At 72.5% G+C, this 22,516-nt stretch carries 27 protein-coding genes; 13 read left to right on the top strand and 14 right to left on the bottom strand.

Translation table 11 applies throughout. The features are described from left to right. Nucleotides 1-137 precede the first annotated feature (137 nt). From ACFYZ4_RS03820 to ACFYZ4_RS03830, 3 genes are read left to right on the top strand one after another with little or no spacing between them, the layout of a single operon-like run. Nucleotides 138-884 (top strand): SDR family oxidoreductase, encoded by a 747-nt coding sequence (locus ACFYZ4_RS03820; protein ID WP_390782939.1) that lies wholly within the window; start codon nt 138-140, stop codon nt 882-884. A 26-nt stretch (nt 885-910) separates the two neighbouring features. Then, on the top strand, nt 911-1,438 hold the full coding sequence (locus ACFYZ4_RS03825; protein WP_390782940.1) for a nuclear transport factor 2 family protein: 528 nt from the start codon (nt 911-913) through the stop codon (nt 1,436-1,438). Next, on the top strand, nt 1,431-1,739 hold the full coding sequence (locus ACFYZ4_RS03830) for a DUF2087 domain-containing protein (protein ID WP_384342995.1): 309 nt from the start codon (nt 1,431-1,433) through the stop codon (nt 1,737-1,739). Before ACFYZ4_RS03825 ends, ACFYZ4_RS03830 begins: the two co-directional genes overlap by 8 nt. On the opposite strand, the gene ACFYZ4_RS03835 is transcribed toward ACFYZ4_RS03830, so the two are convergent. The 4 genes from ACFYZ4_RS03835 to ACFYZ4_RS03850 form a co-directional block, all read right to left on the bottom strand. Next, nucleotides 1,712-2,533 (bottom strand): metallophosphoesterase, encoded by an 822-nt coding sequence (locus ACFYZ4_RS03835; RefSeq protein WP_384342997.1) that lies wholly within the window; start codon nt 2,531-2,533, stop codon nt 1,712-1,714. The genes ACFYZ4_RS03830 and ACFYZ4_RS03835 overlap by 28 nt on opposite strands. Before the next feature lie 73 nt (nt 2,534-2,606). Next, entirely contained in the window at nt 2,607-4,346 is a 1,740-nt protein-coding gene (locus ACFYZ4_RS03840; RefSeq protein WP_390782941.1) for a hypothetical protein, read from the bottom strand. Between the two features lie 96 nt (nt 4,347-4,442). Beyond that, nucleotides 4,443-4,982 (bottom strand): hypothetical protein, encoded by a 540-nt coding sequence (locus ACFYZ4_RS03845; RefSeq protein ID WP_390782942.1) that lies wholly within the window; start codon nt 4,980-4,982, stop codon nt 4,443-4,445. Between the two features lie 195 nt (nt 4,983-5,177). Next, nucleotides 5,178-6,605 carry a dihydrolipoyl dehydrogenase family protein gene (locus ACFYZ4_RS03850; protein WP_390783240.1) on the bottom strand — a complete coding sequence of 476 codons (1,428 nt, stop codon included), beginning with the start codon at nt 6,603-6,605 and terminating at the stop codon, nt 5,178-5,180. 187 nt (nt 6,606-6,792) lie between these two features. On the opposite strand from ACFYZ4_RS03850, the gene ACFYZ4_RS03855 reads away from it, so the two are divergent. Together ACFYZ4_RS03855 and ACFYZ4_RS03860 are read left to right on the top strand one after the other, a co-directional pair. Continuing rightward, entirely contained in the window at nt 6,793-7,062 is a 270-nt protein-coding gene (locus ACFYZ4_RS03855) for a hypothetical protein (protein ID WP_390782943.1), read from the top strand. Then, on the top strand, nt 7,059-7,421 hold the full coding sequence (locus tag ACFYZ4_RS03860) for a DUF6907 domain-containing protein (RefSeq protein WP_390782944.1): 363 nt from the start codon (nt 7,059-7,061) through the stop codon (nt 7,419-7,421). The genes ACFYZ4_RS03855 and ACFYZ4_RS03860 overlap by 4 nt, the downstream gene beginning before the upstream one ends. A gap of 53 nt (nt 7,422-7,474) precedes the next feature. Here ACFYZ4_RS03860 and ACFYZ4_RS03865 read toward each other — a convergent pair whose 3' ends face one another. From ACFYZ4_RS03865 to ACFYZ4_RS03880, 4 genes are all read right to left on the bottom strand, one after another. Then, complete coding sequence (locus ACFYZ4_RS03865; protein ID WP_390782945.1) at nt 7,475-7,828, bottom strand: ASCH domain-containing protein; 354 nt, start codon at nt 7,826-7,828, stop codon at nt 7,475-7,477. Then, nucleotides 7,825-8,775, bottom strand: coding sequence for a hypothetical protein (locus tag ACFYZ4_RS03870; RefSeq protein WP_390782946.1), 951 nt, complete (start codon nt 8,773-8,775; stop codon nt 7,825-7,827). Before ACFYZ4_RS03870 ends, ACFYZ4_RS03865 begins: the two co-directional genes overlap by 4 nt. A gap of 30 nt (nt 8,776-8,805) precedes the next feature. Beyond that, nucleotides 8,806-8,931, bottom strand: a complete 126-nt coding sequence (locus ACFYZ4_RS03875) for a hypothetical protein (protein ID WP_390782947.1) — start codon at nt 8,929-8,931, stop codon at nt 8,806-8,808. A 139-nt stretch (nt 8,932-9,070) separates the two neighbouring features. Further along, nucleotides 9,071-9,289 (bottom strand): hypothetical protein, encoded by a 219-nt coding sequence (locus ACFYZ4_RS03880; protein WP_390782948.1) that lies wholly within the window; start codon nt 9,287-9,289, stop codon nt 9,071-9,073. 191 nt (nt 9,290-9,480) lie between these two features. Between ACFYZ4_RS03880 and ACFYZ4_RS03885 the strand changes: the two genes are divergently transcribed. Genes ACFYZ4_RS03885 through ACFYZ4_RS03895 form a run of 3 tightly spaced genes read left to right on the top strand, consistent with a single transcriptional unit; the run spans nt 9,481 to nt 11,106 of the window. Further along, entirely contained in the window at nt 9,481-9,732 is a 252-nt protein-coding gene (locus ACFYZ4_RS03885; protein ID WP_390782949.1) for a hypothetical protein, read from the top strand. After that, nucleotides 9,713-10,240 (top strand): DUF6879 family protein, encoded by a 528-nt coding sequence (locus ACFYZ4_RS03890; RefSeq protein ID WP_390782950.1) that lies wholly within the window; start codon nt 9,713-9,715, stop codon nt 10,238-10,240. Before ACFYZ4_RS03885 ends, ACFYZ4_RS03890 begins: the two co-directional genes overlap by 20 nt. A gap of 14 nt (nt 10,241-10,254) precedes the next feature. After that, nucleotides 10,255-11,106, top strand: coding sequence for a helix-turn-helix domain-containing protein (locus tag ACFYZ4_RS03895; protein ID WP_390782951.1), 852 nt, complete (start codon nt 10,255-10,257; stop codon nt 11,104-11,106). 307 nt (nt 11,107-11,413) lie between these two features. Here ACFYZ4_RS03895 and ACFYZ4_RS03900 read toward each other — a convergent pair whose 3' ends face one another. Next, nucleotides 11,414-12,151, bottom strand: coding sequence for an SDR family oxidoreductase (locus tag ACFYZ4_RS03900; RefSeq protein ID WP_390782952.1), 738 nt, complete (start codon nt 12,149-12,151; stop codon nt 11,414-11,416). A 172-nt stretch (nt 12,152-12,323) separates the two neighbouring features. On the opposite strand from ACFYZ4_RS03900, the gene ACFYZ4_RS03905 reads away from it, so the two are divergent. Beyond that, nucleotides 12,324-12,896, top strand: coding sequence for a TetR/AcrR family transcriptional regulator (locus tag ACFYZ4_RS03905; RefSeq protein ID WP_390782953.1), 573 nt, complete (start codon nt 12,324-12,326; stop codon nt 12,894-12,896). Between the two features lie 52 nt (nt 12,897-12,948). Here the strand turns inward: ACFYZ4_RS03905 and ACFYZ4_RS03910 are convergent, their stop codons facing one another. Continuing rightward, nucleotides 12,949-13,356 (bottom strand): thioredoxin family protein, encoded by a 408-nt coding sequence (locus ACFYZ4_RS03910; RefSeq protein ID WP_390782954.1) that lies wholly within the window; start codon nt 13,354-13,356, stop codon nt 12,949-12,951. Between the two features lie 133 nt (nt 13,357-13,489). Between ACFYZ4_RS03910 and ACFYZ4_RS03915 the strand changes: the two genes are divergently transcribed. Beyond that, nucleotides 13,490-14,458 carry an amidohydrolase family protein gene (locus tag ACFYZ4_RS03915; RefSeq protein WP_390782955.1) on the top strand — a complete coding sequence of 323 codons (969 nt, stop codon included), beginning with the start codon at nt 13,490-13,492 and terminating at the stop codon, nt 14,456-14,458. 34 nt (nt 14,459-14,492) lie between these two features. On the opposite strand, the gene ACFYZ4_RS03920 is transcribed toward ACFYZ4_RS03915, so the two are convergent. From ACFYZ4_RS03920 to ACFYZ4_RS03930, 3 genes are all read right to left on the bottom strand, one after another. Then, entirely contained in the window at nt 14,493-15,932 is a 1,440-nt protein-coding gene (locus ACFYZ4_RS03920) for an aldehyde dehydrogenase family protein (RefSeq protein WP_390782956.1), read from the bottom strand. Nucleotides 15,933-16,116: 184 nt separating this feature from the next. After that, nucleotides 16,117-17,316: a thiolase family protein gene (locus tag ACFYZ4_RS03925; protein ID WP_351292995.1), complete on the bottom strand. Its 1,200-nt coding sequence runs from the start codon at nt 17,314-17,316 to the stop codon at nt 16,117-16,119. Nucleotides 17,317-17,630: 314 nt separating this feature from the next. Beyond that, nucleotides 17,631-18,713, bottom strand: coding sequence for a LacI family DNA-binding transcriptional regulator (locus ACFYZ4_RS03930; protein ID WP_351292993.1), 1,083 nt, complete (start codon nt 18,711-18,713; stop codon nt 17,631-17,633). A 339-nt stretch (nt 18,714-19,052) separates the two neighbouring features. Here ACFYZ4_RS03930 and ACFYZ4_RS03935 point away from each other — a divergent pair, with 339 nt between their 5' ends. Both ACFYZ4_RS03935 and ACFYZ4_RS03940 read left to right on the top strand, forming a co-directional pair. Continuing rightward, entirely contained in the window at nt 19,053-20,315 is a 1,263-nt protein-coding gene (locus ACFYZ4_RS03935; protein WP_390782957.1) for an MFS transporter, read from the top strand. A gap of 93 nt (nt 20,316-20,408) precedes the next feature. Beyond that, nucleotides 20,409-21,104, top strand: coding sequence for an alpha/beta fold hydrolase (locus ACFYZ4_RS03940; protein WP_390782958.1), 696 nt, complete (start codon nt 20,409-20,411; stop codon nt 21,102-21,104). Between the two features lie 110 nt (nt 21,105-21,214). Here ACFYZ4_RS03940 and ACFYZ4_RS03945 read toward each other — a convergent pair whose 3' ends face one another. Then, a complete protein-coding gene (locus ACFYZ4_RS03945) occupies nt 21,215-21,715 on the bottom strand; it encodes a GNAT family N-acetyltransferase (protein ID WP_390782959.1) in 501 nt (166 codons plus the stop codon). A 51-nt stretch (nt 21,716-21,766) separates the two neighbouring features. Between ACFYZ4_RS03945 and ACFYZ4_RS03950 the strand changes: the two genes are divergently transcribed. Continuing rightward, nucleotides 21,767-22,435 (top strand): hypothetical protein, encoded by a 669-nt coding sequence (locus ACFYZ4_RS03950; protein WP_390782960.1) that lies wholly within the window; start codon nt 21,767-21,769, stop codon nt 22,433-22,435. Nucleotides 22,436-22,516: the final 81 nt, after the last annotated feature.

Consider the following 22,516-nt stretch of genomic DNA (forward strand, 5'->3'; position numbering starts at 1 on the left):
GTCCCGCGCCCGGTGCCTGGGTGTGCCGTACCCAGGCACGGCCCGTCCTGGTCCCTCCTTCCGCCGCCGCCCAGACTCCGGAGGACGAGGCGGCCGCAAGCCGTCCGCAAGCAGGCCGTCCACACGAAGGAACAGACATGAAGCAGACCGCCATGACCGGGACGAGGACCATTGCCGTCACCGGTGCGAGCAGCGGCATCGGGGAGGCCACGGCACGCCGTCTCGCGGCGGACGGGCACCGGGTCCTGCTCGGCGCGCGCCGTACCGGCCGGCTGGAGCGACTGGTCGAAGAGATCACCGCGGAGGGCGGCACCGCCGCCTTCCGGACGCTGGACGTCACCGACGCCGCGGACATGCGCGCGTTCGTCGACGCGGCGGTCCGCGAGTACGGCCGCATCGACGCCCTCGTGAACAACGCGGGCGTGATGCCCCTGTCGCCGCTGGCAGCGCTCCGGACCGAGGAGTGGGACCGCATGATCGACGTGAACGTGCGGGGCGTCCTGCACGGGATCGCCGCGGCCCTGCCGGTGATGCGCGCCCAGGGCGGCGGGCACTTCGTCAACATCGCCTCCATCGGCGCCTACGAGGTCTCCCCCACCGCAGCCGTCTACTGCGCCACCAAGTACGCGGTCCGCGCGATCTCCGATGGCCTGCGCCAGGAGTCCGCCGGGGACATCCGGGTCACCCTCGTCTCCCCCGGCGTGACCGAGTCCGAACTCGCGGACAGCATCTCCGATCCGGAGGCGAGGGAGGCGATGAAGGCCTACCGGGCCGTGGCGCTGCCCGCCTCGGCCATCGCGGACGCGATCGCCTACGCCGTTTCCCAGCCGCCGCAGGTCGACGTGAACGAGATCGTCGTCCGCCCGGTCGCGAGCGCCCGGTGACCCCCGCCGGGAGGGAGGGCGCCGAGGTGGCGCTCACGGCCTCCGCCTACGACAGCCTGGTCCGCAGACTGCGGAACCTGGAGGACAAGGAGGACCTGCGCGCCCTTCTGATCCGCGGCTGGCGGGCACTGGACCGCAAGGACTGGCAGACCTGGATCGACTGCTGGGCCGAGGACGCGGTGCTGGAGTTCGGTCCGTGGGGCGAGACCCACGGGAAGGAGGCGATCCGGGCGAAGGTGGAGGAGGCGGAAGCGCCCTACCCGGGCATGCAACACCACATCCTCAACATGCACTTCGAGGTGGAGGGGGACCGGGCGAGCGGCATCGGCTACATGTGGTTCGTAGCCGCCACCACCCCCGGGACGGCCTCCGCGACCTACTCCATGGGCGGCGCGTACGCGTGGGACTTCCGCCGGGGCCCGGACGGCTGGCTCCTCGTCCGCCAAGAGCTCGACGTCCGGTGGACCGGCGGCGAGGACTCCCTCAAGGCCTTCGAACCGGAAACTCCGTTGCCCGCCGGGGAGCCGGCCGGTCAAGCTCACCCTCATGTCTGAGAGCACCGAACACCAGCAACAGACCGCCCCGCGCAAGGAACGACGGGACGTCGGCGACCTCTTCTCGGGCGGACGGCTCCTCGCGATCCCGCGCAAGGCCGCCCGGCGCGAGCAGCTGCTCGTCCACCTCGCGGAGACCCTCTTCACCGTGGACCGCGCGTACACGGAGCCCGAGGTGAACGACGCGCTGCGCACCGTGCACGAGGACTGCTCGGCGCTGCGGCGGTATCTGATCACCTCGGGCCTGCTGACGCGGACCCGTGACGGACGCAGCTACCGGCGGTCCACGACCACCCGGTAGTGGGTCGTCAGCCGCCCGTCGTCGCCGATCAAGTGGAAGGCGACGGCGGGCGGTTCGTCGAGGTGGACGTGCTCGGAGCCGGCCGAGGGGTGTTCCCACGGGAGCCGCAGGGTGGAGACCACACCCGGCGCCACCAGCACGGGCCGCCCCGCGAAGGTGGTGGCGGCAGCGGTGTGCGCGTGCCCGCACAGGAACGCGGTGAGGTGCGGGTGCCGTTCGGCCAGGGCGGCGAGCCGCTCCTCCCCGAACTGGCGGATCTCGTCGACGTACGGGGTGTGCAGCGGGACGGGCGGGTGGTGGAAGGCGACGAGGACCGGGGTCTCCCGCGGAGTGTCGGTCAGTACGCCGTCCAGCCAGGCCAGGGTGGACTCCTCCAGGAGACCGTGGTCGGCGCCGGGAACGGAGGAGTCGCACACGGCGAGCACGAAGCCGGGGCCGCGCAGCACCTGGTCGACCGGTGCGGCGGACGACGGGGCGCGCTCGCCCGGCAGGCCTTGTTCACCCGGCAGGCCCCGCTCACCCGGCAGGCCCGGCTCATCCAGCAGGCCCTGCCGGAAGGCGGTCCGGTCGTCGTGGTTGCCGGGGCAGACCACCAGCGGGTGCCGCGAGCGCAGCAGCTTGGCGGCCTCCTCGTACTCGGCCGGGGCGGCGTGGTCGGCTATGTCCCCGCTCACCAGCACGGCGTCCAGGTCGTAGGGCAGACCGTCGAGGTACGCCATGACGGCGCGGGTGCGGTCGGCCGCCCGCGGGCCGCCGTCGAGATGGATGTCGCTGAGGTGGGCGATCACGATCACGAGCGGTGTCTCCTTCGCCTCTGGTCGAGAGATGCGTGTGACACCCATTCAACAGGGCTGCCTGCGACGGCAGTCAGGCGCTCTTACGCGGGCGGGTGCGGCGTACCAGCACCCAGCCGCCCGCGGTGAGGACGAGCGCGCCCGCGGCGAGGGAGGCCACGGTGGCGCCGGTGGACGCGAGCGCACCGCCGGTGGGGGCGGTGCCCGTACCACCGACCGAGCCGCCGACCGTACCACCCACGGAGCCGCCGGAGCCGCCGCCCGTGCCACCCGCCGAGCCGCCGTCGGCGCTGCCGCCGGCGCTGGTGTCCACAACTCCGCCCGAGCCTCCGGCCGTGCCCCCCGCCGTACTCCCGGACGTGCCGGAGCCGTCGCCCGTCCCTCCGGTGGACGGGCCGCCACCGGCCGTGGTGTCCGCGGCCGTGACGGTGAGCGTGGCCGCCTCGGTGCGGGCGGTGCCGGCGTCGTTGGTGAACTCCGCGCGGTACCGACTGCCGTTGTCGGAGGCCGCCGCCGTGAAGGTGTGGGTCGGCGAGGTCGCGCCGGGCACGGCCCGCCAGGTCCGGCCCGCGTCCGTGCTCACCTGCCAGGCGACGGTGGGCTGCGGGGTCCCCTCGGCCTGCGCGGTCAGCGAGACCGCCGTGCCCGCGGTGACGGACCGGTCCGCCGGACTCCGGGTGACCTTCGGGGAGGTGGACCGCTCCAGCCGGGTGATCCTCGCCCCCGCCGGGTCCGATACGAAGACGACCGCGCCCCCGGGTTCGACGGCCACGGCCGCACTGCCCAACTGCCCGTGGTTTCCGGGGAGTACGACGGGTTTCCCGATCTCCTGGAGGTCGCCGGTGCGGTGGACGGTGAGCGTTCCGTTGTTGTCGCTGCCGGGCTGGGAGGTGTCCCCTGCGTCCTGCCACACCACGAACGCCTCGTGCGTGGCGGTGTCGAACCTCGCCGCGCGCGGCATGTCGGCGCCCTCGATGGTGCGCAGCCGCTTGCCCGTCGCGTCGTGGACGACGACGGAGGTGTCCAGCCCGACCCACACCGCGCCGGTCTCGGGATCCACCTCCGTGAACCCGCCGAACCCCTCTCCCGCGGGGAGGCCGACGGTCTTGGCGACCTGGAAGGTGGCGGTGTCGACGCGGTACAGGCGGCGGTTGCCTATGTCGGTGAACCAGACCGCGCCGCGCGCCGCGTCGACCGCGAACTCCTCGCCGCCCTCCAGCGTCACCGAGCGCTTCACGGTTGCGGTGGCGATGTCGACCTCGGACAGTACGGAGCCCTGCGCGACCAGCACCGTCGAGGGGGTGAGCCCGGGGGCGGCGTCGGTGACGGCCGCACCCGGCACCCACGCGCCCGCCGCCGCGGCGTCGCCGTCCTTGGCAGTTCCGATGCCGCGCAGCGGATAGACGAAGAGCGCGCCGTCGCCAGGCAGCGGGGCGACGAGCTGCCGCACGGCGCGCCGGCCGAGCGTCCCGGTGGGGCCCGGGGCCTGGCCGACGCTGCTGCGCAGCCTGCCGTCGGCGGGGTCGAGGACGTGCAGGCCGGCCTCGTTGGTCTCGGCGGTCTCGGGCAGGTCGTCCGAACCGACGTACAGCTTCTTCGAGTCGGGGTGCAGCAGCAGGTCGCGCGGTTTGCCGGCCGTGGTGAACTGCGCCACCGGCCGGTACGCGACGGTGCCCTGCGGTACGTCGGCCCCCTCACCCCCGGCGGCCGAGGCGGGGCCGGCACCGGTGGCGGCCGAGGCCAGCACGAGCGCGAGCACGGCGGAGGCGGTGCCCGTGCGGCGGCCGGGGGTGAGGGGGTGTCGGGGTGTCATGACTTCCTCGTCGGCGGGTCGGGTCGGTTCGGATCGGATCGGATCGGGGACCGGGACCCGGGCCCGGTTCGGGTGCGAACCGGGCCCGGCGGTGGCCTAGTTGAAGGTCACCGGGACGTGGACGTCGTACTTGCGGTTGGCGGAGTTGAAGTGGTCGGCGCGCGTGACGATGGCGCACTGGACCGTCTCGCCGCAGATCTGGCCGCCGCCCAGGTCGGCCTTGACGTGGATGGTGACGCTGAAGGTGCCGCCCGGGCCGTACTTGGAGGTGTTGGCGAGGGTCCCGCCGAAGGTGTTGTTGATCCAGTGCGAGGCGCCGGTGGTGCCGGACTGGTCGGAGCCGCCCAGACAGGGGGTGGGCTTGTTCGCGCCCTGTGCGCCGTTGACCGCACAGAGGCCGACGTATATGCCCTTGGCGGTGTTGAAGCCGCTGCCGGTGACCGTGACGTTCTGACCGGCCGCGGCGGCGGAGGAGGGCGCCGTGACGCTGAGGCTGAAGGTGGCCGCGCCGTCGGTGACCGTACGCGTCGAGGTGGCGGCCGAGGCGGAGCCGGCCGCGCCGACGGCGAGCGCGACGGCGGCGGAGGCGGCGACGGCCGCGCGGGCGGCGGTACGGGGCAGGGAGGCAGCACGCATCACTGGGACACCTTTCGGGTACGGGAGCGGGTTCCGGCGCCGAAGCGCAAGAAGTGAGGTAAAGCTAACCTAATATCGATCAAGGTTGAACCCCTACTCACACGCACCCCTGCCGCCCTGAGGGTCCGTCAACTTCCGCTCCGGCAACCGACCTAGGGGCGGGCCGCGACGTCCCGGCGCCCCGCCCCGACCCCCTCACCCCCGGTACGTCTCCAGCAGCCGCAGCCAGACCTCGCTGAGGGTCGGGAAGGACGGAACCGCGTGCCACAGCCGCTCGATCGGCACCTCCCCCGCGACCGCGATGGTGGCCGCGTGGACCAGCTCGGCCGCGCCCGGGCCGACGAAGGTGGCTCCGAGAAGGACCTCACGGTCGAGGTCGACGACCATCCGGGCGCGGCCGCGGTAGCCGTCGGCGTACAGCCCGGCGCCGGAGACCTTGGACATGTCGTAGTCGACGGCGCGCACCCGGTGGCCGGCCCGTGCGGCCTCGGCCAGGGTCAGGCCGACCGCCGCGGCCTCCGGGTCGGTGAAGACGGCCTGCGGGAGGGCGCGGGTGTCGGCGGCGGCCGTGTGCGCGCCCCAGGTGCCGGTGTCCAGCGGGGCGCCGGCCGCGCGGGCGGCGATCGCGGCGCCCACGATCCGACCCTGGTACTTGCCCTGGTGGGTGAGGAGCGCCCGGTGGTTGACGTCCCCGACGGCGTACAGCCAGTCGTGGCCCGGCACCCGGCAGCTGTCGTCGACGTCGATCCACTTCCCGGCGGGCAGGCCCACGGTCTCCAGCCCGATGTCGTCGGTCCGCGGCGCCCGGCCGACCGCCATCAGCAGTTCGTCGCCCTCCAGGCTCTCGCCGCCCTCCAGCACCACCCGGACGGGCCCGGTCGAGCCGTCCCGTACGACCGCCTCGACGGCCACGTCCGTACGGATCACCACCCCGGCCTCGCGCAGCGCGTCGGCGACCAGCTCCCCCGCGAAGTCCTCCATCCGCGGCAGCAGCCCGGGGCCGCGCACCAGCATGGTGACCTGCGATCCGAGGCCCTGCCAGGCGGTGGCCATCTCGGCGGCCACCACCGAGCCGCCCACGATCAGCAGCCGGCCGGGGACCCCCTGCGCGGAGGTCGCCTCGCGGCTGGTCCACGGGCGGGCGTCGGCGATGCCGGGCAGGTCCGGGACGACGGCCCGGGTGCCGGTGGCGACGACCACGGCGTGCCGGGCCGACAGCACGTGGTGCTCGCCCTCGGGGCTGGTGACGGCGACCTTGCGGACCCCGTAGAGGCGGCCGTGCCCCCGGTAGAGTTCGGCGCCGATGGAGTCGAGCCAGTCGATCTGGCCCTGGTCCTTCCAGTCGCCGGTCCAGTAGTCGCGGTGCGCGAGGACCGCCGGTGCGTCCAGGGGGCCCTCGACGGCCTCCTTCAGCCCCGGCACCCGGCGCGCGTCGGCCCGGGCCAGGACCGGGCGCAGCAGCGCCTTGCTGGGCACGCAGGCCCAGTACGAGCACTCGCCGCCGACCAGTTCGCTCTCCACGAGAGCGGTGCTCAGCCCGGCGGCGCAGGTCCGGTCGACGATGTTCTCGCCGGCCGGTCCCCCGCCGAGCACCACGACGTCGTACTCCACGGCTTCCGACATAGACACCTTCCAAGGGTTCCAGAGGGTCCGCCAGGACCCACAGGAATCCCGGTCAGGGGCTCATAGCCCGCCACTGTACGTGTGCTCCGCGGGACATGCCCGAGATGCGGGTTGGCCTCGGCGTGGTGCGGCAACAGACCGCCAAGGTCTTCATCCAGACCCTTCTGCGTCAAGGAGAGCCAGACTCATGTCAGAACTCAAACGCCTGCCCGACGCGGACACCCGCACGCTGCTTCAGCGGATCGCCGCGCGTCTGACCGCCGAGCGCCCCCAGCACCCGATGCGGGCGAGCCTCCGCGAGGCCCCCGTCTTCGCCGCCCGCCGCCACGGCTATGGCACCGCCCTGGCCACCCGCGCGGAGGTGTTCCTCCTCGTCGACGCGCCTACCGTCGAGCCGGGTACCACCCACCTGCCGTACGCCGCCGAGCTCCCCCTGACTACGGGTGGTGACCAGTGATCCGGGCCCGGACGGTCACCGTGCACACCCTCGATCAGGGTGCCGTCACCGTCCCCGAACCGATCTGGTGCACCGGCCACGCAGACCTGCCCACCGGGTACCGGGACGACATCCACCACAGCGGACCCGAGAAGGTCGTCGACTACGAAGGGCAGGCCGTCCTGTCTGCCGAGCTCGTCGAGTACCCCTTCGGCATGCGCCCGATTCCGCCGAGCGTCTACGTCGACATCCTCATCCCCAGCACCACCCTGGACTCGGCCGCCCTGGAGGGTCTCGCCGCGATCCTGACCGAGCAGGCGGCCGAGCTGCGCCGGCTGGCGCTGCGCCTGGCCGTGCTCCGCGCGGGAGGTGAGTGGTGAGCACCCGGCTGACGGCCGGCAAGGCCCTCTCCGTCCGTGTCGACGGACCCCTGTCAGACCAGCTTGATCTCGATGGCCAGGGCTCCCAGCGCTTCCTTCTCGGCTCCGTAGATGGCCCGGATGTTGGCGAGCTGCTGTTCCCGGCTGGAGGCGGGGTTGACCCTTTCTGGTCTCTCGCCGTCCAGCAGAGCCTCGAAGCCGGCGTACTCGGTGACGCGCAGTACCTCGACGTCACACGCCTCGTCGGTGTCCTTGACGTGGAACTGGATCCGGTCCCCCGCGGCGAGCTGTGCGAGGTGCGGGTACTTCACCCTGACCTCAACGGTCTTCTGTCCGGCCGCGACCAGCTCGAAGTAGCGGCGGTACAGGTTCAGGTGGTGGATCCGGTTGTCGGGCTTGGCGCTCATGCTGGGGTAGGGCTCCCTGCTGTCGTCATCATGCGGTCCAGTTCGGCCGCCGAGTACGAGCGGAAGAAGTGGCGCGGGTCGGAGAACAGAACCTCGGCCAGCCTCAACAGCCGCTCGGCGTAGTCGGCCAACGAGCCAGACCACAACCGGGTGTCGAGCATCCACGGTGCCGCACCATCGGGCAGCAACGCACGCCCTTCGCGGATCAGGGACTTGGACAGTTTCGCGCCGGTGTCGGTGACGACCTGCGGGCAAAAGAGGCGGGCTGGTGTATGCGCCGTGGTCAGGCCGGCCGCCTGGAGCGCGCCGTCCACCAGCTGGCAACCGAACACCCAGTCCCCGCCCTTGACCATCACGTGCAAGGCGTCGGAGTCAGCGGAGAGGGCCAGTTCCTTGACCAGGTTCCGGTAGAGGGTGGCGAGGTCGAGGTACGCGCCGTGGCCGGGGCCGACGATCCCGCTGTACGGGCCGTGGTAAAGGCAGTGCGCAACCTGAGCGCAGTCGGCGCCGTCGATGACGACCCGGGTGCGCTCGGCGTACTTCTCCGCCCAGCCGCAGCCAGGCTCCAGACATGGCACGCGGACATGCGGGACGCCTGTCGACGGGGCCAGCCACCACCGGCAGGCGTCCAGCCGCGGGAGCAACTGCAGCCACGTGCGGCGAAAGGTCTCTGCGCGCTGCTGCTCCGAGTACGTCTCGATGCGGTACGGAACGCCTGTCGCCTCCGAGAGGGCCTCGAAGAGAGGCCGGTGCAGCTCGTCGACTTGGGCACGGATCTCCTGCTCGCCGATGGCCTGTGCGTAGGCGCGCTGGTAGCGGTGGCCTGTCGACGGGTCCGTGGCGACTTCATACGGCGCGTTGTCGAGCGCACCAAAGGCGACGTCGACGGGGAGCCCGTACCTGTCACGGATCCGGGCGGCGGCCGCGAAGGTGAGCGCCTGAACCAAGCTCGTGCCGATGTGGGGTGCGCCATTGATCTACGTGCCGACACTGAAGGTGATCCGGTCCGGATTGGCTGCGTGGATGCGCGGCGCCAGGACGTCCTCGGCGCTCGTCAAGGCGTTCGCGAGCACCGTGTTGGGTGAAACGGGGTGAGCGGTCATGCGTCGCTCCCTGGGATGAGCTGGACGGGGGACTGTCAGCGCGCGGCCAGCGGGCCGGGACACGGCCGGCGGCTATGACTGCAGCCGGAGTGGGCGTACATCGGCGGTCGGACGGCGGAGGCGGAAGAATCGGGGCCTCTCACGCCTCCTCCAGCATGCTCGGGTTCACAGTGAACTCGCGCCCGTTCGCGCCCCGGACGTACGCCACATCGGCGTAGCGGTGGCGGCCGTCAACGAAGCCGGTGGTCTGGCTGAGCACATCCATCAGCACGCCTCCGCGGAGCGTGCCGATCTCGCGTACCTGCTTGTGCAACAGGCGGTGCGGGACCGTCGCGATCGTCCCGTCCTCACTGGTCATACCGGAGCTCCCTACCGTCAGCGGGTGGTGCTCAGAGCGTGACGATCGGCGGTGTACGGGCGCCACGAATGTGCACCGATGCTCACGGCCAGACGCGATTCAGACGACGTTCCAGGCCCCCTCTTGACCACTCAACCTGCGCCCATCACTGTGGTGTTCATCCGTGCACAACCCGAGCAACGGAGGACACCATGGCGCTACGTTTCGTGGGCATCGACCCGAACAGCAGCGACGGCGAGAGCCCGACCGTGTGGGTCGACTTAGAGCACCAAGAGCTCGTGTTCCAGGGCTGGAGGCCTGGCCCTGAGTTGGAGGCGGAGTGCGCAGCCCTGGAGCTGCCCGGCCACGGGGCCGGCATCCCGGCAGGGGAAGCCGTGGTGCGGATCCCCTCGCGCATGGTGCACATGATCAGGGAGGCCTGCGATGCCCTTGAACGTCCCTAGTTGGCCTGACCTCCTGGGCTCCGCTGAACACTCGGTGGTCCACCTGGAAACACGCGACGCGTACGCCGTCGAGTACGAGACCGGCCCGTTCGCGGACTGGCGAGCCGGGCACCGCCACGACCCTGCCAACCGTGCGGCGTGGTGGCGGCCCTGGCTCGACCTCATCGCCACCACCGTGGCCCGGGGCGTCCCCGTGCACCGGGCCCGGATCGTGTCGGAGCCGGTCAGCGAGTACACCCGGTTTCTGTACGACGGGACCTTCACGAACGTGGTCGCCGGCGAGGACGTCCGCTGGTTGCCTCGGCGGCAGGCCAGTGACATCGCCCTGCCCGGCAACGATTTCTGGCTCATCGACGGCCGCCTCATCCGCTGGAACCACTTCACCGGCGAAGGGGTCTCTGCCGGCGGTGAGATGAGCGAGGATCCTGCTGCGGCGAAGCTGTGCGCGGATGCCTTCGAGGCGGTCTGGGCCCGGGCGATTCCGCACGACAGCTACGCGATCAGGTAGGCGGAGCCCAGCTCATGCCCGTATCCCCGTCATCAGCAGCGCAGGCCGCCCGGCGCAGTGTGGCTCAGCGGCTGCGTGAGCTGCGCGCGGAGGCGGGCATCAGCGGCAGCGAGCTGGGCAACCGCTGCGGCTGGACGCACTCGAAGTCCTCGCGCATCGAGAACGCCCGAACGCCGCCGACGCCGGATGACATCCGCCGGTGGTGTGAGGCCTGCGACGCGGCAGGCCAGGCGCGGGACATCATCGCCCAGTCGCAGAACGCGGAATCGCTCTACACAGAGTGGCGGCGCCGCTCACGCAGCGGCCTCAAGCAGTTGCAGCACAGCTACGTTCCCCTGTTCCGGTCGACCCGCCTTTTCCGCGTGTACTCCGCTACGCTCCTGCCGCACTTCGTTCAGGCAGAGGGGTACGCCACCGGCCTGCTCACTGCGATCAGCGAGTTCCGGGAGATCCCCAACGACGTCGCCGAGGCCGTCGCCGCGCGGATGGAGCGCAACCGAATCCTGCGCGAGCCGGGCCGCCGGTACGTTCTCCTCGTCGAGGAGACCGCGCTCCGGCACCAGCTGGCGGATACCGAGGCCATGGCCGCCCAGCTCGGCTACCTGATGACCGTGGGCGCGATGCCGACGGTGAGCTTGGGCATCATCCCCATGGACACCCCGCACCGCGCCCAGTGGCCGCTGGAGACGTTCCACATGTACGACGACACACTCGTGTCGGTGGAGCTGCTCTCAGCCCGTGTGACGGTCACGCAGCCCAGCGAGATCGCCCTCTATGAGAAGGCGTTCGCGGCACTCCAGCAGATGGCGGTGTACGGCGCGGAGGCCCGCGCGCTGGTCATGAATGCCGTTGCCGTACTGAGATAGCCGCGTCAGGAGTGCGGCGCGCTACGGCTTCGGGGGGACCCTCAGCCGGAGGGGCTCGTTCTGCCCTTCTCAGGTTGGCCGGCATGTCCGGCTGCCGGAATTCGAAGGCTGTCCGGAGCTACAGGTTCCTCGCCGGCGCGGTGCCCTGATTGATCAGGTGCCACGTGCTGCCCTCATGGAACAGTAGGACCAGTTCGACGCGCGGCCGCCTGGACGCCTCCTCCGCCGGCCGTCGCGCGTCGGCGTGGTGCGGCAACCACCCGTCGGGGCCCGGCTCCAGGACGGCGGGGCGGCTGCCGTGGGGGTGTCAGGACTGGGCGGTGGGCCGGACGACGATCTCGCCGACGTCGATGCCGTCGGGCTGCTCGATCGCGTACCCGATGGCGGAGGCGATGGCGGAGGGCGGCATGGCGATCTCGTCGCGCTGTCGGATCATCGCGGCCGCGACCTCGGGGCCGGCCCCCTTGCCCACGCCCTCGGTGTGGGTGAAGCCGGGCGAGACGAGGGTCACGCGCAGGTCCGGGCCCGATTCCTGGCGCAGACCCTCGGTGAGGACCTTCACGGCCGTCTTGGTGGCCGCGTAGACGGCCTGGGGGGACTTGACGACGTAGGCCGCGGTGGAGCCGACGTTGACGAAGTGGCCGGAGCGCTGCCGGCGGAAGACGGGCAGCGCCGCCCCGATGCCGTTGAGCAGGCCGGTGATGTGGGTGGAGACCATGGCGTCCCAGTCGTCTTGGCGCAGGTCGTCGAAGGGCGAGACGGCCATCGTGCCCGCGTTGGAGACGAGCACGTCGAGCCGGCCGAACCGGGCGACGGCCGTGTCCGTCAGGCGCCGGAGGTCCTCGCGGCGCGTGACGTCGACGAGGACGCCGACGGCGGTGCCGCCCTTGGCCGTGATGCCGTCCACGACCGCGTTCAGCCGGTCTTCCCGGCGGGCGCCGAGCACGAGCCGGGCGCCCCTTTCGGCGAGGTGGGTCGCGGTCGCTTCGCCGATGCCGCTGCTGGCTCCGGTGATCGCGATGACCTTGCCCTGGATGCCCGACATGATCAGCTCCCTTTCGTGGGTGTGCGCCGGCCACTGTGGTGACCTACAGTGAAAACGGAGATGTCCCCACTTATTTCAAGCTAAGTGGGGGCGTCCCCGTTTGGCAAGTTTCCAGGCAGCCGAAGGCGGCCGGAGGGCGCCCGAGAGGCCCGAGAGGGGATGGCGAGTACTGATGACCGACGGACCGAGCCGACCGTTGCGGGCGGACGCACGGCGCAACCGGGAGAAGATCCTCACCGCCGCCGTGCGCGTGTTCACGACGCAGGGGCTGGACGCTCAGATGGAGCGCATCGCCAAGGAGGCGGGCGTGGGCAGCGCGACCCTGTACCGCAACTTCCCCACGCGGGAGGCACTGGTCGAGGCGGTCTACCGCAACGAGTTGGCCCACCTGTGCGAGGCGGTGCCCTTTCTGCTCGCGCGGCAGTCGCCCGTCGAGGCCCTGCGCGCGTGGACCCGTCTCTTCCTGGACTACGTCACCGCCAAATACGGCATGATCGACGCGCTGCGCGCCATCGCCTCGACGGGAGGCAACCCCTACGGCCGGAGCCGGGAGATGATCCTGGCCGCCATCGCCTCACTCATGGACGCGTGCGCGGCCGCCGGGACGATCCGTACCGACATCGGGCCCGCCGACGTCGCCGCCGCCCTCGAGGGCATCGCCCTCACCTCGGCGGGCGCCGAACACCGACAGCAGGCCGAGCGCCTGCTCGACCTGCTGCTGGACGGCCTCACGGTCCGCCCGTGAGGCGTCCGGCGGAGCCGCGGACCGCCCCCGCTCCCGCTCCCGCTCCCGCTCCCTAAGCCTCCGACGTGCCGGAGCCCTCGGCGCCGGGGGCCTGCGCGCCGCCCTGCTGCGAGGCGATCTTGGCGCGCACCTCCTCCATGTCCAGCGCGCGGGCCTGCCCGATGAGGTCGGTCAGCGCCGCCTCCGGCAGGGCCCCGGGCTGGGCGAAGATGGCCACCTGGTCCCTGACGATCATCAGGGTCGGGATCGAGGTGATCTGGAAGGCACCCGCCAGCTCCTGCTGCGCCTCGGTGTCCACCTTGGCGAAGAGCAGGTCGGGATGGGCCTCCGAGGCCCGCTCGTAGACCGGCGCGAACTGCAGGCACGGCCGGCACCAGCCCGCCCAGAAGTCGATCAGCACGAACGGGTTCTCGCTGACCGTCTGGTCGAAGTTTTCCTTGGTGAGCTCGACTGTAGCCACGGTGTCCAGACCTCCTGATTGAGCCGACTGCTCCTTGAACGAACGACCCGCCCCGAGCATTCCGCGGGCCTCGGTTCCGCGGGCGCGCCCGCCCCGACTGGCCCGCCCCGTACGGGAGGCGTTCCATCGAAGGGTGACCCGTTTGCGCATCGACGTGCACGCGCACCTGTGGACCGCGGAATACCTCGACCGCCTCGAAAAGCTGGGAAAGACCGATACGGGCACCCAGCGCGGGATCGGCGCCGAGGCGACCGAGGCCGATCTGGACCGCCGGTTCGCCCTGATGGACCGGGCGGGCATCGACCTCCAGGTGCTCTCCGTCGCACCGCAGTCCCCGCACCTGGCCGACGAGTCCGACGCGGTGGCGGTCGCGCGCGCGGCGAATGACGCGTACGCGGAACTGGTGGCTCGCTTCCCCGGGCGCTTCCGCGCCTTCGCCGCACTGCCCCTCCCCCATGTGGACGCCACGCTGCGCGAGATCACCCGTGCCTTCGACGAGCTCGGAGCGGTCGGCGTCGGCGTGACCACGACCGTCCTCGGCCACACGCTGGCCGATCCGCTGTTCCGGCCGGTGTACGAGGAGCTCGACCGGCGCGGCGCCGTCCTGTGCATCCACCCGGCCGGGGAGGGGGTCGCCAGTCCGCTGATCACCGAACACGGGATGACGTGGATGGTCGGGGCACCGGTCGAGGACACCGTGGCGATCATGCATCTGATCCTCGCGGGCATTCCCGTACGCCATCCGCGCATGCGCATCCTGGCCTCTCATCTGGGCGGCGCCCTGCCCCTGCTGCCGCGCCGGCTCGACGACCATCTGGCCTTCGAGTCCCCCGGGACGCCCGAACTCCCCTCCGTGGCCGTCGGCCGGCTCTGGTACGACACCGTCAGCCATGTGCACGGACCGGCGCTCGTGGCCGCGGCCTCGACCTTCGGGGCGGACCGGCTCGTCCTCGGCACGGACTTTCCGTACGAGGACGGGGAGGTCTTCCTGAGGGCCGTGGACTACATCGCCGAGTCGGGGCTCACCCGGGAGGAAGCCACGATGATCCTCGACACGAACGCGGCCGACCTGCTCGGCCTGTCCTCCCTGTCCGGCCCGTGACGCCGCGCGCCCGGCCCGATCGGCAGGACACTCCCTAGAACGGGTGGGGGGCCGGGGTGCTGCGGGCCGTGGTCCAGCGCAGTTCCGTGAAGGCGTCCAGGTTGGCCTCGCCGCCGAAGCGGGCGCCGGTGCCGGAGGCGCCGACTCCGCCGAACGGGGCGACGGCCTCGTCGTTGACCGTCTGGTCGTTGACGTGCGCGATCCCGGTCGGGATCCGCTCGGCCAGGTCGAGCCCGCGCGCCGCGTCCCGGGTCACGATCCCGAGAGAGAGGCCATAGGGGCCCGCCGAGGCCTGTGCCACCGCCTCGTCCTCCGTCGCGAAGGAGCGTACGGGCGCCACCGGGCCGAAGACCTCCTCGGTGTAGGCGGGGGTGTCCTCGCCGACGCCGGCCAGTACGGTCGGCCGGTAGAAGAGGTCCCGGTGGGCGCCGCCGGCGACGAGCTTGGCCCCGGCCTCGGTACTGGCCTCCACGAGGGCGTGGACGCGTTCCACCTGGGCGCGGTCGATCAGCGGCCCGAGGTGGACCTGCTCGCGGTACGGGTCCCCCACGGCCAGTTCCTCGGCGCGCGCGGCGAGCCGCTCCACGTACTCGTCGTAGAGCGAGGCGTGTACGAGGTGGCGCCCGGCGGTCATGCAGATCTGGCCCTGGTGGAAGAAGGTGCCCCAGGTGGCCTGGGCGACGGCGGCCTCGACGTCTGCGTCGCGGAGCACGACGAGGGCGGAGTTGCCGCCCAACTCCAGGTGCGCGCGCTTGAGGTGACGGCCCGCCAGTTCACCGACGGCACGGCCGGCCGCGGTCGATCCGGTGAAGGACACCACCCGGACCCGTGGGTCGGCGACCACCGCGGCGCCCGTCCCGGCGCCCCCGGGCAGGACGTGCAGCAGCCCGGCCGGCAGCCCGGCGGCGGCGAACACGGCGGCGAGGGCGAGGCCGCCGCAGACGGCGGTCCGCCGGTCCGGCTTGAGCAGCACCGCGTTGCCGAGCGCCAGGGCCGGCGCGACCGAGCGGATCGCCAGGATCAGCGGGGCGTTGAACGGGGCCACGACCCCGACCACCCCGGCCGGGACCCGTCGGGTGAAGGACAGCCGCGGCGCCTCGCTCGGCAGCACCTGCCCGACCGGGCGCGAGGCCAGCGCGGCGGCCTCGTAGCACTCCTGCGCGGCGACGTGCAGTTCGAAGCCGGCCTTGCCGGGTATCGAGCCCGATTCGCGGACCAGCCACTCCCGCAGCTCGTCGGCGTGCGCGGCGAACAGGTCCCCGGCGCGACGCAGCACGGCCGCCCGCTCGAGGTGGGTGGCGCGCGCCCAGTCGTGCTGCGCGGCCCGGGCCCGTACGGCGGCCTCCGCCACGTCGGCGGGCGCGGCGAGGTCGAGGGTGGCGAGGGTGCGGCCGGTGGCGGGTTCGACGACCGGGGCGGCGCCGCCGGTGAGGGTGGGTCCGTCCTGCCAGAGCGTCGGGTCGAGGAGCGGCATGGCGCGGGGCCTCCGGGTGGGGATGGGCGGGGTGCCGGGCGAGGGGGGCGGCAGCACGCGTCATCGTGCCAGACGGGAGGCTCCACTTCTGTTCAGTTATTGGGCAGTTGACGGCGGGCGCTGACCGGAAATGGTCGACGCCCTGGTGGGGCGGGTGCACCACCAGGGCGGTGCCGGAGCCGGCTCAGCGCTCCAGGACGAGCGCGATGCCCTGCCCGACGCCGATGCACAGCGCCGCCATGCCGGTGCCGGAGCCCGCCGCCGCCAGCTGGTGGGCGACCGAACCGGCCAGGCGGGCGCCCGAGGCACCGAGCGGATGGCCGATCGCGATGGCGCCGCCGCGCGGATTGACCACGGCCGGGTCCAGCTCCGGCCAGGCCGCCAGGCAGCCCAACGCCTGGGCCGCGAAAGCCTCGTTGAGTTCGAGGACGGTGAGGTCGGACAGTCCTCGGCCGGCCTTGCCGAGGGCCCGCTGCACCGCGTCCACCGGGCCGAGCCCGAAGAGCTGGGGCTCGATCCCCGTCACGGCGGAGGCGCTGATCCGGGCGAGCGGCTCCCGGCCGGTGGCGGCCAGGCCCGCCTCGTCGGTCAACAGCAGGGCGGCGGCGCCGTCGTTGAGCGGGGAGGCGTTGCCGGCCGTGACCGTGCCCCGGCCGTCCGTCCGGAAGGCCGGCTTCAGCCGGGCCAGCGCCTCGGGGGTGGAACCCTCGCGGATGCACTCGTCCCGTACGAGGTCGACGCCCTCGTACGGCACGACCTCGCCGTCGTACAGCCCGGCGGCCCAGGCGGCCGCGGCCTTGCGGTGGCTCTCCAGGGCGAAGGCGTCCTGCGCCTCGCGGGTGACGGCGTACTTGTCGGCGACGAGTTCGGCGCCCTCGCCGAGCGAGCCGGTCCACTCGGCGGGCATCCGCGGGTTGGTCATCCGCCAGCCGAGGGTGGTGGACCACATCTGTTGGTGCCCGGCGGGGAAGGCGCGTTCGGGCTTCTGGACCACCCAGGGGGCGCGGCTCATCGACTCGACGCCGCCCGCGATGGCCACGGAGGCGTCGCCCAGCGCGATGGCGCGGGCGGCCTGGATCACGGCTTCGAGGCCGGACCCGCACAGCCGGTTGACGGTGACCCCGGGGACGCTCACGGGGAGGCCGGCCAGCAGGACGGCCATCCGGGCCACGTCCCGGTTGTCCTCGCCCGCGCCGTTGGCATCGCCGAAGACGACGTCGTCGATGCGGGCCGGATCGAGGTCGGGCGTACGGTCCACCAGCGCGCGCACCACGTGCGCGGCCAGGTCGTCCGGGCGGACCCCGGCGAGGGCCCCGCCGAACTTGCCGATCGGGGTGCGGACGGCGTCGACGACGTAGACGTCGCGGACGGTGCGGATGCTCATGGGGTCTCTCCTGGGCGGATCCGTACGGGCGGTGGCGCACCGGCGCCGTGTGGGCACCGATGCCGGTGTGGGCACGACGCCGGTGTGGGCATCGCGACACGCCGCCGGGCACGCCCGGTGGGGCGCGCCCGCAGTCTCCGTCCGCACGTCACCGCCTGTCAACGGCCCCCGGGCGACCCGTCGGCCCGGCCCGCACGGAACGGGCCGCGGGAACGGGCCGCAGGAACGGGCCGCAGGAACGGGGCGACGGATCAGGAGCGCCGGACCGGGGCTACGGACGAGGGCCCCTGACCCGGCGCCCCAGCGGGGCGCCGTCAGGTCGACTCGCGATGCACCGCCTCGGCCGCCATCAGGTCGTGCCGCTCCGTGACCTCCGTCGGCTCGCGCACCGCCTGGTCCACCAGCGAGGCCAGGTGGTCACCGGTCGGCATCTCCAGGCGCACCGTGCTCAGCCGGGGCCGGAGCAGCCGCCCGATGAGCAGGTCGTCGGCGCCGATGACGGCGACGTCCTCGGGGATGCGCAGCCCCTCGTCCTGGAAGGCCCGCATCAGCAGCATCGCGTACTCGTCGTTGTACGCGAAGACCGCGTCCAGCCCGAGCCCGCGCCAGCGGGCCGCGAGCGCCGCCGCCGATTCCTCGGAGTACGCCATCGGGACGGGCTCGACCCGTACGCCGTCCGTGCCCTCCGCACCCGCCGCGTCCGCCGCACTCGCCACGGAGCGTGCGCCCGCCAGCCGGGGCGCGGAGAACAGCTCCAGCCCCTCCTCCTCCGGGACGACCACACCGATCCGCCGACGGCCCCGCTCGACGAGATGGGCCGCGGCCCGGGCGCCCACCTCCTGCTGGTCCATGACCAGTGCGTGCGCCCCGGGTACGCCGACCGGGCCCATGGTGATCACCGCGCGGGCCCCGGCCCGCTTGAGGGTGGCGACGTTGCGCGCGGAGAGGGTGATCTCGCCGAGGGATATCACCGCCACCGGACGCAGTTCCGCCCACGCCCGTACGGCCTCGTCCCCGCTGAGGCCGAGGCTGCCGTACTGGACCACGGTGTAGTCGAGCCGGCGCAGCGCCCACTGGAGTTCGTTCAGGAAGGCGCTGTAGAGCGGGCCGATCGGCACGTTCGGGGTGGGCAGCAGCACGATCCGGGTGTGCCCGGCGCGCAGGCTGCGGGCGGCCGCGTGCGGGACGTACCCGAGCTCCTCGGCGGCCTCGCGGACCTTGCGGCGGGTCGGCTCGCTGATGCGTACGGCTTCCGCGTTGTTCAGCACGTACGAGACGGTCGCGCGCGAGACCCCGGCGAGGCGGGCCACGTCGGCGCTGGTCGGAACGGGGGGTGGCGGCGTGGAGGATCCGGAGGCCGCGGTCGGCGGCTTCGGCGATTTCGATGACTGAGACATTGCCGTGGCATCTTTCCAGACCGATTGCGCCCAGGGGCTAGCGGATGGCCTGAAACGAATGCTACACAGTGGTTACGCGAGTCATTGACACGTGTAACCACGGTTTCACATCCCCGTCGACGGACGTGACGACGGATGTGTCACCGCACGTGCGCATGCACGTGACCCGCCGTGCCGCCGCCCTGTCGCGCTCCGTCGCACCCCCGCCGTCGCGACAGGGCGGCGCGCACCCCTCACCCCACCCGTCACCCGGCCCCTCACCGCACCCGGCCCCACCCCGCACCATCCCTCTCCCCCTCCCCCTCCCTTCCTCCGCCCGCAACCGCCCAGGAGGGCACCGTGGCCCTTTCCTCCCCCGGCACCGGTTCCACCGCCGCCACCACCGACGCGCCCACCGGCCCCGGACCCGGCCCTGCACGCCGCGGCCTGCTCCCCCTGCTGCTCGTCGGCAACAGCGCCATGTACGCGCTCTACATCGGCGTGGCCGGCGTCCTGCTCGCACTCCAGGTCGAGGACATCGACCCGGCGAACAAGGTGGCGAACTTCGGCCTGATCGCAGGGGTCTCGGCGATCTTCGCCACGGTCTTCAACCCCGTCGCAGGCGCCCTGTCCGACCGCAGCGGACGGCGCAACCCCTGGATCCTCGGCGGCGGACTCGCCGCCGTTCCCGCCATGTTCCTGCTCGGCTTCGCCGACACGATCCTGTTGATCACGATCGCCTGGTGCCTCGGCCAGGCCGTCATGAACGTCTACCAGGCGGCCATCACTTCCGTGGTCCCCGACCGGGTGCCCCTGAGCGCCCGCGGCAAGGCCTCCGCGGCCGTGGGCCTCGGCCTGCCCTTCGGCTCCACCCTCGGTGCGCTGCTCGGCGCGGCCTTCTCCGACGACTACCGCACCGGGTACCTCGTGTTCGGCGCGCTCGTGGCGGGAGCCGCCGTCCTCTTCACCGCCTGCAGCCGCGAGGACCGCCTCCCGGCCCGCGCCTCGCTGCCCGTCAAGGCCCAGCTCGCCGCCTTCGCGAGCGCGCTGCGCCACCACGACTTCCGGTGGGCGTTCATCGGACGGGCGCTGCTCGTCCTCGGGTACTTCGCGGTCACCGGCTACCAGCTGTACATCCTCCAGGACCACACGGTGCTGCCCGACGGCATGAAGCCGGAGGCCGCGGTGGCGGTGATGATGCCGCTGACCAGTGTGGCGATGGTCGTCTCCACGGTCCTCGGGGGATACCTCTCCGACCGGTTCGACCGCCGCAAGCTCTTCGTCGGCGCCTCCGCCCTGCTGTCGGCCGTCGCGCTCGTCATCCCGGCCGTGTCGACCAGCTGGACCGCGATGCTGGCCTTCTCCGTGGTCAACGGGCTGGCGTTCGGCTGCTACATGGCGGTGGACACCGCGCTCGTGACGATGGTGCTCCCCAAGGCCGAGGACGCGGCCCGCGACATGGGCGTGCTCAACATCGCCAACGCCGGCCCGCAGATCGTCGCGCCGTTCATCGCCTCGGTGATCGTCTCGCTCAGCGGCGGGTACACGGCGCTGTTCGTCGTCGCGGCCGTGCTGGCGGTGGCGGGGGCGCTGGCGGTGATGCCGATCCGCAGCGTGCGCTGATCGGGGCCCCGCCGCCACCGGTCCGTACCGTCGACCCGAACTCACCGCTCCCGGACACAGTTCACCCCATCGAAGCCCGAGAAAGGCACCACCGTGCAGCTGCACACCCAGACCTGGGGCGAGGGCGACCGCATCGCCCTCCTGATCCACGGCATCATGGCCGACCACCGGACCTGGCGCCGGGTCGGCCCGGCCCTCGCCGACCGCGGCTACCGCGTCATCGCCGTGGACCTGCGGGGCCACGGGGCCAGCGGCCGTGGCGCGTACAGCCCGGAGCTCTACGCCGACGACCTGGTCGAGACGCTGCCGGCCGGCGCCGAACTGGCCATCGGCCACTCCCTCGGCGGCCTGACCCTGTCGCTCGCGGTGGACCGGCTGAAGCCGCGGCGGGCGGTGTACTCCGACCCCGGCTGGCACCTGGCCGCCCCGGCGGAGGGTTTCGGCCCGGAGCTGCTGGCCCGGTTCAAGTCGGCGACCAGGGAGGAGATCCGGGCGATGAGTCCGCGCTGGGACGACGTGGACGTCGACATCGAGCTGGCGACCCTGGCGCTGTGGGACGAGCAGACGGCGCTGAGCCTCGCCCCGCTGCTCGGCGCCGACCTGATGCCGGCGGCGCCGGTGGTCCCGTCGCTGGTCCAGCTCGCCGATCCGAGCCGGTTGATCTCGCCGGAGCGGGCGGAGCTGCTCAAGAGCCGCGGCTTCCGGGTGCGTTCGGTCGCCGGGGCCGGACACACCATCCACCGCGACGACTTCGACGGGTTCATGGCCTCCCTGGAGGGCTGGATCTAGGTCCGGGTGTACGACCTGTTTCGGCGCTGCCGTGTCCACCTGCGGCGGCGCCGGAATCCGCTGGGGCACCGCGCCGTGGCCACGCGGTACGACAACGTGGCCGTGACCCCTCACACCGCGCGCTGCATGCAGACCAGCTGATCCCGCGCATCCCACGACTCGGTGACGACGAAGCCGAGCCGTTCGTACAGGGCGATGGCCCCGGTCCGCCAACTCCACACCGACAGCCGCACACCGCTCACGCCGCTTTCCGCGGCATACGCGAGCGCGGCGCCAAGCAAGCCGGACGCAATGCCCCGGCCCCGGAACGACGGGTCGGTCCAGAGCCTCTTGATCTCCGAGCGCCCACCGGCGGGTGCCGTCACCACCAGGCATCCCACAACGGTGTCCCCGCTCAGGGCCAACAGCACCGCGTCGTCGACGAATGCCGTCCGTGGGTCCGAGATTTCCGCCCGATAGGAGTCGGGCAACCCGTCCACGCCGGCAACGGCCCCGCCCTTCTCCGCCTCCGTCCGCAGGTGGTACGCCGTCAACAAACTTGTCAGCCCGTCCTCAGCGGAAGGGCTCTGGTCGGGCCAGCGGACGATGGCGACCTCGCGTTGATCAGTCATGACGGCAGCATCACACGACACGCTGTCAGTGGCGGTTGCCAGACTGGTGACATGAGCAACGAGGTTGAACACGACGGCCGAGTGGACCCGGGTGCCCTGCTGCTGCGGACGGACTGGAACGCGGTGGAGCACTGCTGCCCGGCCGCGGCACCGGAAACGCCCGTGATCCTGCGGGAGCTGCTGGACGACGACCCGCGCGTCCAGGGATACGCCTTGCGCTGCCTGGCCGAAGCCCTCACCAACGGGGACGTCTTCTACACCGCCACGGCTCCCGCGGCCCGGTACGTGGCCGCGGTCCTGGGCGACCCGCGGACCCTGGCGCAGGTCACCGACCGCAGCGAGTACGAGGTGTACGACCTGGGTCCGCAGACCCCGTTCCCGCTGCGCGCCGGCCTGATGACCTGGCTGGGGGACTCGCTCGTCGAGGCGATGGCCCAGCGGGAGCGGCCCTACGGCGACGCGGAGGACCTCGAGGCGTTCCTCGACCTCGCGCCGGAGTACTACGCGGCCGTGCACCCCTTCCTCGCCTCCGGCTCCCCCGTCGTACGCGAGGCGGCCCTCGGCCTGCTCCTGCCGCTGCTCCGGCTGCCCGCCCTGTCCGACCGGGGCTCCGCCCACCGCAACCAGGTCCTCGCCGCGGCCCTCGGCGACGGCCCCCACCGCCTGCGGGCCGTCGACACGCTCTCCTCCTGGGGCGAGGACGTCGTATCCCTCCTCTGACCGCCCCCATCCCCAAGGTCGGCGCCCACATGGGTAGTCGTGCCCGGCCGGTCCCCCGTACCGTCTACCTACCGAACGGTA

The sequence above is a fragment of the Streptomyces sp. NPDC001513 genome (assembly GCF_042894695.1).
Taxonomy (GTDB): Bacteria; Actinomycetota; Actinomycetes; order Streptomycetales; family Streptomycetaceae; genus Streptomyces.